Raw genomic sequence first — 13,343 nt, forward strand, 5'->3', positions numbered from 1 at the left:
CGCTTACGTGTTATCAATAGAAAATACAAAATGTGAATGCGGGCACCAGAACTCCGTAGGAACGGTGCTTTGCGAATCATGCGGGAAGCCGCTCGACAAGGAGCTGGCGAAATCCGAAGAACCGCTGGAGATGCGATATGACGGGGTTGCACGCAGGTCGCAGAAGAGCAACCCTTCGATTATCGACCGGATATGGAATTTTTTCTCTTCCGTTAAAATCGCGATCTATTTGATCGTCATCACGTTTGTGACGGCGATGCTGGGTACGATTTACCCGCAGGAGAATACGTTTATCAATCTTCCCGATCCTGCAAGCTACTATCAAGAGAATTACGGGATACTCGGGAAAATCTATTATTTGCTCGGGTTATCTCATACCTACGAAAGCTGGTGGTTCATCGGCCTGCTCGTCATGATCGGCACGTCGCTCGTCATTTGCAGCTTGGACCGCGTGCTTCCGCTGTACCGCGCGCTGAAGAAGCAGCAGATCAGGAAGCATCACCAGTTTATTTTGCGTCAGAAAGCGGTTTATCGGGACCGGATTGAAGGCGACTCGAAGGAATGGGTGGCGAGCTACGGCGAGGCGCTGAAGAAAAAAGGCTACAAGGTGCACTTCGAGGAAGGCACAGGAACGGCATTGCTGGCGGAGAAAAACCGGTTCAGCAGATGGGGCCCTTATATTAATCATATCGGCCTTATTTTGTTCCTGCTTGCGATATTGGCCCGAAGCATTCCCGGCTGGCAGATGGATACGTACATCAGTGTTCCTGACGGGGACACGGTGCAGATTGCCGGTACGAATTATTATTTGAAAAGCGAGAAGTTTACCGTTGAATTTTATACGGACGATGAGCTGCCGGACGAGCTGAAGGGGACTGCCCGCGCCAAAAAGTACGAAACAAAAGCTATCCTGTACGAATGTGTAAGCAATTGCAGCGATCCGCTCAAGGAGCCTGTGCTCGAAGAGGTGAAAAAGGACGACATTACCGTCAACCATCCTCTCACCTATAAAGGCTTGAAGCTCTATCAGTTCGACTTCGACCTGACGCCGAGATTAAATTCCGTTAAGCCGGTGCTTGTCGACAAGCGAACGGGAGAGGTTTACGGGCCCTTCTATCTGCCGATGAAAGAAGCGGAAACTCAGCATAAGCTAGGGCCATTTACGCTTGACCTGATTGCGAACTATATGGAGTTTGCGCTGAACAGCGAAGGGAAGCCGACGACGTTATCCCGTGAGCCGAATGCTCCCGCTTTTGTATTTTCGGTGAAAGGACCTGGCCTTGCGGAGGATGGGGAGCCTTATATTTATTTCCCGATGCAGAAGGATAAGGTGAAATTCGCCCAGGATACGATTAACCGAGAGCTGGCGGATAAAATCGAAATTCGCGTGGAAGGCATGGAGAACGTTGATTTTTCGGAGGCGACCACACATCTGAACGTCCGTATGGACAAAGCGCTGCCATACCTGTGGATCGGTGCCGTCTTCTCGATGGTAGGATTAATTATGGGCTCTTACTGGCAGCATCGCCGCATTTGGCTTCGCGTTGACGACGGCGAGCTTGCGCTTGGCGCCCATACGAACAAAAACTGGTTCGGCATGCGTTCGGACATTGCGAGCGCGCTTAAGAAAATCGGCGTTTCGGTCGATCCGAAGACGCTGGATAACGGAGGGAAAAACGCGTGAACTTAGTTGATTTTAGCGGTGACGCTTTTTTAGTCGCCTTTTTTCTATACTGCTTCGGGTTTTTATTCTATGTCATTGCCATAGCGGGCAAGAAGTGGGGCAACCGCGAGCCTGAGGAGCATGTGAGACGGTGGAGCAAAATTGCTTTTGTCGTCTCGAGCGCGGGCCTTGCCGCTCACTTGACCTTCTTCTTTACGCGCTGGGCGGGCAGCGGACAAATTCCGACCAGCAATATGTACGAGTTTATGACGTTCCTCGCGATGGCGATTATGATCGCATATACGATTGTTTACGCGATGTACCGCAAACCGCTTCTCGGCGTGTTTGCGCTGCCGCTGACGATCATTATCGTCGCTTACGCATCGGTGTTCCCGTCGGAGGTACAGCCGCTCATCCCGGCTCTTGAGAGCATTTGGCTTAAGGTTCACGTTACGACGGCCGCGCTCGGCGAAGCTTTTTTTGCCGTCGGATTTGCAGCCGGACTGATGTACCTGCTGCGTGTCGTCAACTTTACCGAGAAGACGAAATCCGCGAGAAGACAGCAGTTTTGGGTCGAGTTTACCCTTGGCACCATCCTTGTTATCGTAGGCTTTATTATCGTCGTCTTCTCGTTCCGCGCAGCCGGCTACGAAGCGACGTTTACGCAGGAGAACGTGACGATCGACAGCAAAGGCCAGCAGCAGACGAGAGTGGAGACCGTAAATTATTATATGCCGCCGATTGTGAAGCCTTACAACAGCCAGGTCGAATCGTACGAGTCGTTCCTTGGCATGGACAAACCGCTGTTCGAAGCGCCGTCATGGATGAACGGCGTCAACGCCGGACGCAAATTCAATACCGTCATTTGGTCCATTTTGTCGGGACTCGTCCTTTACGGATTGCTTCGCCTGATTTCCCGCAAGCCGCTTGGTGCGGTAATCCATCCGGCGCTGGAAGGGATCGATCCGGACGACCTGGATGAAATCAGCTACCGGGCAATTGTAATCGGCTTCCCGGTCTTTACGCTCGGCGCGCTGATCTTCGCCATGATCTGGGCAGAGAAGGCGTGGGGCCGCTTCTGGGGCTGGGATCCGAAGGAAGTATGGGCGCTTATTACTTGGCTGTACTACAGCGCTTATCTCCATTTCCGGCTGTCGCGGGGCTGGCAAGGACTACGTTCCGCGTGGCTCGCGGTCATCGGCTTCGTTATTGTACTGTTTACTTTGATTGGGGTTAATCTTGTCATTGCCGGTCTCCATTCCTATTCCGGCACCTAATAAAGCGCTTGAGAGGAGCTGCTATTGATGTCCGATTACGGGAACCGCATCTTGGTTGTGGACGACGAGGAACGCATTCGCCGTCTTCTGAAAATGTATTTGGAGAAAGAGGGCTATACCATCGACGAAGCCGAGGACGGTGAAACCGCGCTAAGGCTCGCGTCGAATACGGACTACGCGCTTATTCTGCTGGATGTAATGCTGCCGGGCATCGACGGCGTGGAGGTTTGCTCCAGGCTGCGTCAAGTCAAGGCGACGCCGGTCATTATGCTGACGGCCAAAGGCGAGGAAATGAACCGCGTGCAAGGCTTTGAGGTAGGCGCGGACGATTATGTCGTCAAGCCGTTCAGTCCTCGCGAAGTCATCTATAGGGTGAAGGCGATATTGAGACGTTCCTCCGCCACTGCTTTTTTGACGAAGGAAATGAATACGAGCAACAATATTGTTTTCCCTCACTTAATTATCGAGCATGACGCGCATCGCGTAACGGCGGGCGGACAGGAAGTGAGCCTCACGCCGAAGGAATACGAGCTCCTGCATTATTTGGCCGTATCGCCGGATAAGGTATTTTCCCGCGAGGAGCTGCTGAAGGATGTATGGAACTATGAATTTTTCGGCGATCTGCGTACGGTCGACACCCATGTGAAACGTCTTCGCGAGAAGCTGAACAAGGTATCCTCCGAAGCTGCCGCCATGATTACAACGGTGTGGGGAGTAGGCTATAAACTAGAGGTGCCGAAATAAATGAAGCTGTGGGACCGACTGGCGCGTTTGCTTTGGAATAGCGTCGTAGGCAAGCTGTGGGCGACCATTATGCTGCTTGTCGCCGTCGTCTTGCTTATTTTGGGCGTATTTCTGCTGCAATATATCGATATTTGGTTTGACGAAAATGCGCATGACATTAAAGTGCTGTTTATTATTACGGCTATTATCGGCTTTTTGCTTTCCACATTTTTTGCGTTTTTTTTATCATCCAAAATCCAGCAGCCGCTCCTGCAGCTGAAGGATGCGGCCGATTCCGTATCGCAGGGCGATTACAGCACGCGCGTGAAGATTCGTTCCTCGGACGAGATCGGCCAGCTGGCCAATACGTTTAACCATATGACAGAGCAGCTCGAGAAGCTGATTCACGCGCTCAACCACGAGAAAAATCATCTGGCCAGCGTCCTCCGAAGCATGGGGGACTCCGTCATTACGTTTAACGCGGAGGGAGAGGTCATTCTGACGAACCCGAGCGGGCATTTGCTGCTAGACGGCTGGTCCAGCCTGGAATCAGGCTGGGAGGAAGAAACCCGGGACAACGGTCAAAGCTTGGCCGGCGTACCGATGCCGCTGCGCGAGCTGTTCCAAAGCGTGATGAGGGAAGGGAAGGATCAGACCGGCAAGGTTCACGTCCACAGCAGCGTCTGGTCCGTCGTGATGGCGCCATTGCAGTCCGGCGGCTTCGTTCGCGGGGCTGTAGCGGTGATTCGGAACGTTACGGAGGAGCATAAGCTGGATAAGCTAAGACGCGACTTTGTGGCGAATGTCTCGCACGAGATTCGTACGCCGCTGTCGATGCTGCAAGGCTACAGCGAGGCGCTGCTCGATGATATCGTCGCTTCGCCGGAGGAGCGCAAAGAGCTTGTTCAGGTCATTTATGATGAATCGCTGCGGATGGGGCGTCTCGTTAATGACTTTCTGGACATTGCGCGGATGGAAGCCGGCCATGTCGAAATGCATTTCCAGCAAGTCGATCTGCGAAACATCGTAAAGCGGGTTCACCGCAAGTTCCAGGTGTATGCCAAGGAGCGTGAGGTAACGCTTACGGCCGATATCCCGGAGTCCAATCCGCTTATCATGAAGCAGGCGGATGAGGACCGGCTTGAGCAGGTGCTGACGAACTTATTGGATAACGCGCTGCGGCATACGCCGGCCGGAAAGTCGATTACGATCTCAGGGGAAGAGCAGATGGTGAGCGGAAAAGCGTATATCCAGCTGAAAGTGAAGGATGAAGGCGCCGGGATTCCGCCAGAGGACGTTCCTTATATATTCGAACGGTTTTACAAAGCGGACAAAGCGCGGAAAAGAGCCAACTCAGGCGGAACGGGCCTTGGGCTTGCTATCGTCAAAAACTTGATTGATCTGCATAACGGCAAAATCGTTGTCGACAGCCATAACGGAAACGGTACGACATTTACGCTGCTTCTGCCTGTCGAAGCCCACGAATAAATGTCTGAACTATGCGGAAGTTGTCCGCAAAGAAAGAAAACAGTAAAAGCGTTCCCGCTCGGGAACGCTTTTTTTGTTGAAGCTTTACGATAAATCTTGTTTATCGTGAAACATTTATGGCAAAATAATTTCTTTTGCGGTGTTAAGCTCAGGCATGCTAGTCAATTGAACGAGCACATCCTTTGGCGTGCCTTTGTCTACGCGGAGCACCATAATCGCGGAGCCGCCTTCGAGCTGGCGACCGACTTGCATCGTCGCGATGTTGACATCGTTATTGCCGAGCAATGTGCCTACGCGGCCGATAATGCCCGGTTTGTCGTTATGCGAGATCAGAATCAAGTTGCCTTCAGGCGTTACGTCTACCGGATATTTGTCAATCTGCACGATTCGCGGGCCATAGCCGGTTAACAGCGTGCCGGCTACAACATGCTCTTCCTTCTTCGTGCGGAGCGCAACGGTAACGAGGTTGGTAAAGTCCTTCGACGCGTGCGATTTCTGAATGACGATATTGACATCGCGCAGCTTCGCAAGGTGCATGGAGTTGACGACGTTAACTTGGTCGGCTCCCAGATGATGCGACAGCACGCCGCGAACGATGTAGCGGGTAAGCGGCTGTGTATCCACTTCCGCAAGCTCGCCGGAGTAGCTGACGACAATTTCTTGTACCGCTCCTTCCGTCGACTGAGCGATGAAGCTGCCGAGCTTCTCGCCAAGCGCGAAGTAAGGCTGCAGCTTGCTTTGCAGGTTCGCCGGAATCGGCGGCATGTTTACCGCGTTCATAAACGGCTCGTCGCGCAATATGTGAAGCACTTGCTCCGACACGTCGATCGCGACGTTTTCTTGCGCTTCAACGGTCGACGCGCCAAGATGCGGAGTAACGATAATTTTTGGATGGTTCAGGAAAGGATGGTCGGCTGCCGGCGGCTCCACTTCGAATACGTCGAATGCAGCGCCTGCAACGATACCTTGGTCAATCGCGTCGACAAGCGCGATCTCATCGATAATGCCTCCGCGCGCGCAGTTGACGATACGCATGCCAGGCTTCATGACGCTGAATTGCGCTCTGCCGATCATATGACGGGTTTCCGGTGTAAGCGGCGTATGAACGGTCATGAAATCGGCATTGCGAACGATGTCATCCACGCTTGCCAGCTTAACGCCCAGCTTCTCCGCGCGCTCTTCCGTCATAAACGGATCATAGCCCATAATGTTCATGCCGAAAGCTTTGGCGCGTTTGGCAACCTCGCTGCCGATGCGGCCCATGCCGAGTACGCCAAGCGTTTTGTTGCGAAGCTCAACGCCCAGGAAGGATTTGCGGTCCCACGTTCCGCTTACCGTCTTCGCATAGGCTTGCGGAATATGGCGGGCAACGGCCATCATCATCGCAAAGGTATGCTCGCAAGTCGTAATGGTGTTGCCGTCCGGCGCGTTAATCACGATAATACCGCGCTGCGTAGCCGCCTCCAGATCGATGTTGTCGACGCCGACGCCGGCGCGGCCGACAACTTTCAGCTTTTTGCCTGCTTCCATTATTTTTGCGGTTACCCGCGTCTGACTTCTAACGAGCAAGGCGTCATATTCGCCGATTATTGCCGTTAATTCGTCTTCGCTTAACCCGGGGTTTTTGTCGACGACCACATCTGTTGCTTCGACAAGCTGTTGGATCCCCAGGTCGCTGATTGGATCGGACACTAGCACTTTGTACATGACTAACTGGCCTCCTAGAAATTGTGAAATATGTACAGAAAAACCCTCGGCCCGCACTCCCTGGAGCACACGGGTCGAGAGTTCCGTAACGAACGAATAGGACTTTACTATTTTATAGCATTACCGCAGTTAATTGCAATGGACAAACTTGCTCATTTGTGAAAATTTCGTTATGATTCAAACACACCGTTCGACAAATGTTATTCCGAGTAGAAAAATGGCAGCTGCGGCAGTGTCTCGGATGCGTAAAATTGTTCTTTGTTCGGGCCGAAATCGCCGAAATCGACAGCCTTCGTGCCGATCAGAAGCTCCACGATGCCGTTAACCGTCTGCAGCTTCATTTTGGACGCTTGTCCCGATTTAATAAATTCGTCGACTCGGCTCGTCAAATCATGAGGATAGAAGCTGTTCATTTCATCCTGCTTCGCCAAATAGTCTGCGATAACTAGGTTTTTAACCGTAATCGGCATCGCGTTCCATTTGGCGACACTGAGCGGATCCGGCGTCTTCGCTACCGCAGGGATATTGATATCGACCGTCGCCGCCCATTTCTGCATCGCTTCATAATAAGCCTTCTGGCCGTCCAGCGATTCTTTGACCGCGGTCTTATAGTTGCTGTCCGCAAGAACAGCTTTGAATAGGTCGGCATGCGACGCCGATTTCGAGGAGGCCGCTTTATCCGCAGCCGATTTGAACAGCTTCATGCTTCGGATATAAGCGACTTGCGCATCGCCCAGCAGAGGCGATTTCTGCATGTTGAAGGAGGAGGCCTCCTCGGCTTTTTTCGAAGCTAGTTTGGACAGATTTTTGAATGCTGAGCTTGCATCCACATTGCCGCCTCGGGAGAGCTTGTCCATCGCGGACAGCCACTCCGTTTGAAATTCACGGTAAGGCGAAAATACGGTAAGATAGAAGGATACGAGATCCTGTTGCTGATACGGCGTAGCGGAATCGTCGACCTTGCCTTTCTCTTCCTCGGCCTTTGCGGCCGTATATTTGGCTTCGATCTTCTCGGAGCCGACCTGCACGCCGAAGAAAAAAGCGCCTACCGCAAGAACGAGCATAAATACAAAACCTACACTGAATAACATTGCTGAAATCGTTAATCGTTTTTCCATGTTAAATCTCCTTCGATGTTTCTATATGAATAGTAAAACTACAATTGATGAGAGCGGGGCGCGCAGCTATGAAAAAATTCGATCCGCGGAATATTCGTGTACGCAAGGTGAACGTTGACGAAATTGATGACCGCATGCTACTAATAAATTTGTACGCTACCCAAGCGCTTACTCTTATTATCGGTATCATATGGATTTTATTTCAGCGTCAAAATTTGTTCAGCCTGCTAGCCATTCCGAATGAGCTCAACTTTCTATACTGGGGAGCCGGTTTAGCGGCTGCTGTCATAGCCGTCGACCTTCTTATTTCCCGCTGGGTGCCGGAGGAGGCCGCCGACGATGGGGGAGTCAATGACCGCATCTTCCGGAAACGGCCGGTCTGGCATATCGTGCTTATCGCATTTATCGTTGCAATATGCGAGGAGCTGCTGTTTCGCGGTGCGGTTCAGCATGCAATCGGGCCGTATTGGACAAGCATTGTGTTTGCGACGATCCACGTTCGTTATTTGAGACACTGGATCCCGACAGGCCTTGTGTTCTCCATCAGCTACGGCCTTGGCTGGATATACGAGCAAAGCGGCACGCTTTGGGCGCCGATAGCGGCGCATTTCATCATCGACCTGGTGATGGGTCTTATTATTCGATTCAGGAGGGAGTCATGAGCAGGAAATTGAGACATGGCCGTTCCGCTGGCAGGCAGAAGTCCGAACAACGGAACGACATGACGAATACGGCGTCATCCGAGGATGAGGCGCCGCTTAATCTACCGCCCAGACGCAAGAAGTTTCCTTCTAGCATCCAAAAAGTGAATAGATGGTATTATAATATTCTTTTTGTTTTGTTTGTTGGCCTGGTCGCCTTTTTATTCTGGTACGGCAACACCTACAGCCCTTGATCGCTGCAGCTGCTTGGATAGAACAATTCTTATTCGACGGTTTCTATCGTTGCCGGATCTATAAATACGTAGCCTTCCGCTTCAATTTTGGAGAGCAGCTCATCGAGCGCGTCCGCCGTCCATTGCAGCTCATGCATCAGGATGTTGGCGCCTGGATGCAGCTGCTCCATTACATTTTTGACAACAACCTCCGGTTTATCCCGGGCGGAGCTGTCCCAATCGAGCGATCCGTTCGACCACGTCATATATAGAAGGCCGTGCTTTTTGGCGACTTCTTTGACAGCCTCGTCCCCTGCGCCAAATGGCGGCCGGAAAAATTTCGGTCGCGCACCGGTCAGCTCCTCTACAGCTGTCTGCACACTTCCAATTTGCTCCTCGACGACGGAGGCCTCTTCATTTTTCAAATTGATATGATCATAGGAATGATTGCCGATTGTTCCGCCGCGCTCAAATATTAGCTTCAAAAGCTCCGGGTTTTGTTTGACCCGGTAGCCGTTGACGAAAAAAATCGCTTTCGCGTTATGTTTATCCAGCGTATCCATCAGACTTTCGATGATGGCTTCATCCTTCGGACCGTCATCGAAGGTAAGCAGCACGGCTTTGTCGGGAACATCGTCCCGGATGGGCACGAAGCGGTAAACCTCGTTGAGCCGGTAAAGCGGCTGCTGAATCGCTTCCGTGTCCGGGGCAGGGGCAGCCGTGGGCGTCGGAGCTGCAGCTGCGGAGACGGTAACGGCAGGATCGCTAGCGGCAGGTTCGGAAGAAGCAGGCTCATCCGCCCGCTCCATTAAGACCGCGTTGGACGCGGCAGTATCGCTTTCGCCGTTCGAGCAGCCTGCAAGGCCTGCCACAAGGATAAGGGCGATAAAAAATGTCCATTTTTTGCGCATTTTTTCCTCCATATGAAGCGAGTATCGTGATGTCTTCGCTAACATTCTAACATAAGATCGGAATTTGCGGACTGCATCGTTTCCTTTATTTATATCGCATGGCGGGCAGGCCGAGGGGTCAAACTACACCTGTATTCGAATAGGAGGTGTCTGACGATGAGAATGAGTGGAATTATGCTAGGCGGACTTCTCGGCGCCGCGGCTACTTTATATCTTTCCCGGAAGCGTCCAGGCGCGATGGCGTGGGCGTCGAGCGCAATGTCCGATATCGCAAGCAAATCCGTAACGAAAGTAATGAACGGCGGATGGAAAAAGGAGGCTGCAGCGGCACTTGCCCCAAAGCACTCCGAAGATACCGCCGCAAAATCCGCAGCCGCTTGGGAGCAAATTAACGCGATTGTTGAGAGCGACCCGTCCGTAAAGCGGGAAGTGAACAAAATTAAAGCGGAATCGTCTTCCCATTCCCACCATTAGTGTGTTCATTCAGCTCGTGAAGAATCGGTGCGGCAGCTTTCCTTTGAAAAGCGCCTTGCCGATTCTTTTTTTTCAGCCAAATCTAGTGCAATCGTGTTCCAGACATGATAAAGTAATTACATAGCCAGTATGAGTCCATTTTATGCACATTCGTGCTTCAGATTCATACGCTATTACGACAGATGCTGCAAAGGAGGATCCTGTCATGAAAATCGAGCGACTTAGTCAGGACCGAATACGGATTTTCCTGACGTTCGACGACTTGCTCGAACGGGGGATCCAGAAGGACGATATGTGGCGCGAGCCGCCTAAGCTTCACGAGCTGTTCCTGGAAATGATGGAGCAGGCTTATACGGAGCTCGGCTTCGATGCGAGCGGTCCTTTGGCGGTTGAAGTGCTGGCAATGCCAGCCCAAGGCATGGTCATCATCGTGACCCGCGGCAAATCGAACCACGCGGGAGATGAACGTTCGAGAGAAGAGGACGAATTGGAAGACGATATATACGATATGGAAGTGACAATGGAGGAAAGCGACGTTGTCATGTACGCGTTCCGCGATTTCGAAGACGTGATCTCAGCCGCGAAGCAGCTGAAAGCTTCCGCATTGACCGAAAGCGGCAGACTGTACTCGTACAACGGCAAGTGGATTCTCGCCATCGAACCGGCGTATGTGGACGCTTCGAAGCATCAAGCGGTTATCGCCCTTCTTGCGGAATACGGGGAAGCGGTTTCCGTAACGTTCGCAATGCTGGAGGAGTACGGAAAGGTCATCATGGCCGAATCTGCGGTGAAGGAAATTTGCGAGCACTTTCAATTTTAATGGGTAACCTCGCTTGCATACAAGAACATCGATGGGCTGTGACATGAGCCCGGGGATGTTCTTTTTTCATAACGTCCTGTCCGAATAGCTAACGCCTATGGGGTCCATATTAGTTGTAGAACAAGGCGGAAGGGCAGGATGGGTGAGACGATGAACGATGTACTGCATGCGACGCAGGTCGTGATCGAACAGGCGTTAAAAAGGCTGGGCTATGGGGAAGACATGATCGAATTGCTGAAGGAACCGATCCGGCTGCTCACTGTCCGGATTCCGGTAAAGATGGATAACGGCACAACGAAAGTGTTTACCGGTTACCGTTCGCAGCATAACGACGCCGTCGGTCCTACAAAAGGAGGCGTTCGCTTCCATCCGGGCGTGACGGAGAAGGAAGTAAAAGCGTTATCGATTTGGATGAGCCTCAAATGCGGAATCGCCGATCTGCCATATGGCGGCGGAAAAGGCGGTATTGTGTGCGATCCCCGCAAAATGTCGTTCGGCGAGCTTGAACGTCTCAGCCGCGGCTATGTTCGAGCGATCAGTCAGCTGGTAGGCCCGACCAAGGACATTCCGGCTCCTGACGTGATGACCAATTCGCAAATTATGGCATGGATGATGGACGAATACAGCCGGATACGCGAGTTTGATTCGCCCGGATTCATTACCGGCAAACCTATCGTGCTCGGAGGCTCCAAGGGCCGGGAGACAGCCACGGCGCGCGGGGTTGTCATCATGATTCATGAGGCATTGAGGCTTAAGGGAATCCCGATCGAGAATGCGCGTGTTGTCATTCAAGGCTTCGGCAACGCGGGCAGCTATCTTGCCAAGTTTATGCATGAGGCCGGCGCAAGAGTAATTGGTATTTCCGATGTGAACGGCGCGTTGTATAATAAAGACGGACTCGATATCCCTCACTTGCTGGATCGGCGCGATTCCTTCGGCAACGTGACGAATTTATTTTCGAATACGATTACGAACGCCGAGCTGCTGGAGCTGGAATGCGATGTGCTGGTTCCCGCCGCTATCGAAAATCAAATTACGGAACAAAACGCGAGCCGCGTGAAAGCCTCGATTGTCGTTGAGGCCGCGAACGGCCCGACGACGCTCGAAGCAACCCGGATACTGACGGAAAAGGGAGTGCTCCTCATCCCCGATGTGCTGGCAAGCGCCGGGGGCGTGATCGTCTCGTATTTCGAATGGGTCCAGAACAACCAAGGCTATTATTGGGGCGAAGAAGAAATCGACGAAAAGCTTAAGCTCATGATGATTCGCGGTTTCGAGAACGTCTACGACATACATTTAACCCGCAAGGTCGATATGCGGCTTGCCGCTTATATGACCGGCGTTCGCAAATTGGCCGAAGCGGTCAGGTTCCGCGGGTGGGTGTAGGAAAGCAGGGACAAGATGCTTTTGTTTTCAGTTCTGACAGCGGCGATAGCGCCAGGCATATCGCTGCTGACTTATTTATACCTTCGGGACCGTTACGATTCCGAACCGATTCATATGGTTGTGCGAATGTTCCTGCTCGGAATGCTGATTGTGGTGCCGATCATGGTGCTTCAGCGGGGCTTCCAAATATGGCTTGGGGACGCCGCTTTCGTGTCGGCTTTTGTGCAGTCGGCTTTTGTAGAAGAGTTTTTGAAATGGTTCGTGCTTTACCATGTCATCTACAACCACATGGAGTTTGACGAGCCTTATGACGGCATCGTCTACGCCGCGTCCATCTCGCTCGGCTTTGCAACCGTAGAAAACGTATTGTATGCGATCTACTCGCCTTCATCCGTCGGAACGCTCCTAATCAGGGCGGTGCTGCCGGTGTCCGGCCATGCTTTGTTTGGGGTTATGATGGGGTATTATCTTGGCAAAGCCAAGTTTGAGAAATCGTCCAAATCCATATTGTTTCTTGCCATATCGTTTGTGCTCCCGCTCGCGCTTCACGGGTTGTATGACTTTATCATCATTGGAATCAAACAATATTGGGTATGGTTCATTATACCGTTCATGATCATCCTATGGATTTGGGGATTACGTAAAATGAACCACGCGAACGACCGATCGCCGTTCCGGCTTATGAGCCGGGAGGACGAGGTTAAATTGTAGCGGATCCGTCTATACTTATTGTTATCTGGTATAACAGGAGGAATATATGGAAGCTGCTCGCGTAAAAGTTACGATTCGATGCAATGTATGCGGTGAGAAATTCGTTTTGAGAGGAAGACGGGACAAGGGCATGATCGATACGGGCTTTAAACAATGCATCTGCAATAATAGTAAAGATTTGGAGATTGAAG

The 13,343-nt window shown here is 51.9% G+C and carries 13 protein-coding genes; 10 read left to right on the plus strand and 3 right to left on the minus strand.

The genetic code is table 11. The features are described from left to right. Positions 1–7 precede the first annotated feature (7 nt). The 4 genes from resB to D3P08_RS08390 are packed head-to-tail and all read left to right on the plus strand — an operon-like array spanning position 8 to position 5,151. Positions 8–1,684 (plus strand): cytochrome c biogenesis protein ResB, encoded by a 1,677-nt coding sequence (gene resB, locus D3P08_RS08375; protein WP_119599058.1) that lies wholly within the window; start codon positions 8–10, stop codon positions 1,682–1,684. Continuing rightward, on the plus strand, positions 1,681–2,940 hold the full coding sequence (gene ccsA / locus D3P08_RS08380; RefSeq protein ID WP_119599059.1) for a cytochrome c biogenesis protein CcsA: 1,260 nt from the start codon (positions 1,681–1,683) through the stop codon (positions 2,938–2,940). The genes resB and ccsA overlap by 4 nt, the downstream gene beginning before the upstream one ends. A gap of 27 nt (positions 2,941–2,967) precedes the next feature. After that, positions 2,968–3,684, plus strand: coding sequence for a response regulator transcription factor (locus tag D3P08_RS08385; RefSeq protein ID WP_119599060.1), 717 nt, complete (start codon positions 2,968–2,970; stop codon positions 3,682–3,684). Next, the gene (locus D3P08_RS08390) at positions 3,685–5,151 is read left to right on the plus strand and encodes a HAMP domain-containing sensor histidine kinase (protein ID WP_119599061.1); all 1,467 of its coding nucleotides are present in this window, start codon (positions 3,685–3,687) and stop codon (positions 5,149–5,151) included. Positions 5,152–5,265: 114 nt separating this feature from the next. Here D3P08_RS08390 and serA read toward each other — a convergent pair whose 3' ends face one another. Beyond that, entirely contained in the window at positions 5,266–6,858 is a 1,593-nt protein-coding gene (gene serA / locus D3P08_RS08395) for a phosphoglycerate dehydrogenase (protein ID WP_119599062.1), read from the minus strand. Between the two features lie 200 nt (positions 6,859–7,058). Continuing rightward, positions 7,059–7,976, minus strand: a complete 918-nt coding sequence (locus D3P08_RS08400) for a hypothetical protein (protein ID WP_119599063.1) — start codon at positions 7,974–7,976, stop codon at positions 7,059–7,061. 68 nt (positions 7,977–8,044) lie between these two features. On the opposite strand from D3P08_RS08400, the gene D3P08_RS08405 reads away from it, so the two are divergent. Further along, positions 8,045–8,638 carry a CPBP family intramembrane glutamic endopeptidase gene (locus tag D3P08_RS08405; protein ID WP_119599064.1) on the plus strand — a complete coding sequence of 198 codons (594 nt, stop codon included), beginning with the start codon at positions 8,045–8,047 and terminating at the stop codon, positions 8,636–8,638. Next, the gene (locus D3P08_RS08410) at positions 8,635–8,871 is read left to right on the plus strand and encodes a hypothetical protein (RefSeq protein WP_119599065.1); all 237 of its coding nucleotides are present in this window, start codon (positions 8,635–8,637) and stop codon (positions 8,869–8,871) included. The genes D3P08_RS08405 and D3P08_RS08410 overlap by 4 nt, the downstream gene beginning before the upstream one ends. Before the next feature lie 29 nt (positions 8,872–8,900). Here the strand turns inward: D3P08_RS08410 and D3P08_RS08415 are convergent, their stop codons facing one another. Continuing rightward, positions 8,901–9,761 (minus strand): polysaccharide deacetylase family protein, encoded by an 861-nt coding sequence (locus D3P08_RS08415; RefSeq protein WP_119599066.1) that lies wholly within the window; start codon positions 9,759–9,761, stop codon positions 8,901–8,903. A gap of 156 nt (positions 9,762–9,917) precedes the next feature. Here D3P08_RS08415 and D3P08_RS08420 point away from each other — a divergent pair, with 156 nt between their 5' ends. From D3P08_RS08420 to prsW, 4 genes are all read left to right on the plus strand, one after another. Continuing rightward, positions 9,918–10,235 carry a hypothetical protein gene (locus tag D3P08_RS08420; RefSeq protein ID WP_119599067.1) on the plus strand — a complete coding sequence of 106 codons (318 nt, stop codon included), beginning with the start codon at positions 9,918–9,920 and terminating at the stop codon, positions 10,233–10,235. A gap of 205 nt (positions 10,236–10,440) precedes the next feature. Continuing rightward, the gene (locus D3P08_RS08425; RefSeq protein ID WP_119599068.1) at positions 10,441–11,055 is read left to right on the plus strand and encodes a genetic competence negative regulator; all 615 of its coding nucleotides are present in this window, start codon (positions 10,441–10,443) and stop codon (positions 11,053–11,055) included. 138 nt (positions 11,056–11,193) lie between these two features. Continuing rightward, positions 11,194–12,441 carry a Glu/Leu/Phe/Val family dehydrogenase gene (locus D3P08_RS08430; protein ID WP_119599069.1) on the plus strand — a complete coding sequence of 416 codons (1,248 nt, stop codon included), beginning with the start codon at positions 11,194–11,196 and terminating at the stop codon, positions 12,439–12,441. Between the two features lie 15 nt (positions 12,442–12,456). Further along, positions 12,457–13,152: a glutamic-type intramembrane protease PrsW gene (gene prsW / locus D3P08_RS08435; protein WP_119599070.1), complete on the plus strand. Its 696-nt coding sequence runs from the start codon at positions 12,457–12,459 to the stop codon at positions 13,150–13,152. Positions 13,153–13,343 lie beyond the last annotated feature (191 nt).

It is taken from the genome of Paenibacillus nanensis (assembly GCF_003583765.1).
GTDB classification, from domain to species: Bacteria; Bacillota; Bacilli; order Paenibacillales; family Paenibacillaceae; genus Pristimantibacillus; species Pristimantibacillus nanensis.

Bases quoted from the DNA above. Each gene is read 5' to 3' on its own strand.
- serA (WP_119599062.1), bottom strand. From the start codon at position 6,858: ATGTACAAAGTGCTAGTGTCCGATCCAATCAGCGACCTGGGGATCCAA.
- D3P08_RS08390 (WP_119599061.1), top strand. From the start codon at position 3,685: ATGAAGCTGTGGGACCGACTGGCGCGTTTGCTTTGGAATAGCGTCGTA.
- D3P08_RS08400 (WP_119599063.1), bottom strand. From the start codon at position 7,976: ATGGAAAAACGATTAACGATTTCAGCAATGTTATTCAGTGTAGGTTTT.
- D3P08_RS08420 (WP_119599067.1), top strand. From the start codon at position 9,918: ATGAGAATGAGTGGAATTATGCTAGGCGGACTTCTCGGCGCCGCGGCT.
- D3P08_RS08410 (WP_119599065.1), top strand. From the start codon at position 8,635: ATGAGCAGGAAATTGAGACATGGCCGTTCCGCTGGCAGGCAGAAGTCC.
- D3P08_RS08405 (WP_119599064.1), top strand. From the start codon at position 8,045: ATGAAAAAATTCGATCCGCGGAATATTCGTGTACGCAAGGTGAACGTT.
- D3P08_RS08425 (WP_119599068.1), top strand. From the start codon at position 10,441: ATGAAAATCGAGCGACTTAGTCAGGACCGAATACGGATTTTCCTGACG.
- D3P08_RS08430 (WP_119599069.1), top strand. From the start codon at position 11,194: ATGGGTGAGACGATGAACGATGTACTGCATGCGACGCAGGTCGTGATC.
- D3P08_RS08385 (WP_119599060.1), top strand. From the start codon at position 2,968: ATGTCCGATTACGGGAACCGCATCTTGGTTGTGGACGACGAGGAACGC.
- prsW (WP_119599070.1), top strand. From the start codon at position 12,457: ATGCTTTTGTTTTCAGTTCTGACAGCGGCGATAGCGCCAGGCATATCG.
- D3P08_RS08415 (WP_119599066.1), bottom strand. From the start codon at position 9,761: ATGCGCAAAAAATGGACATTTTTTATCGCCCTTATCCTTGTGGCAGGC.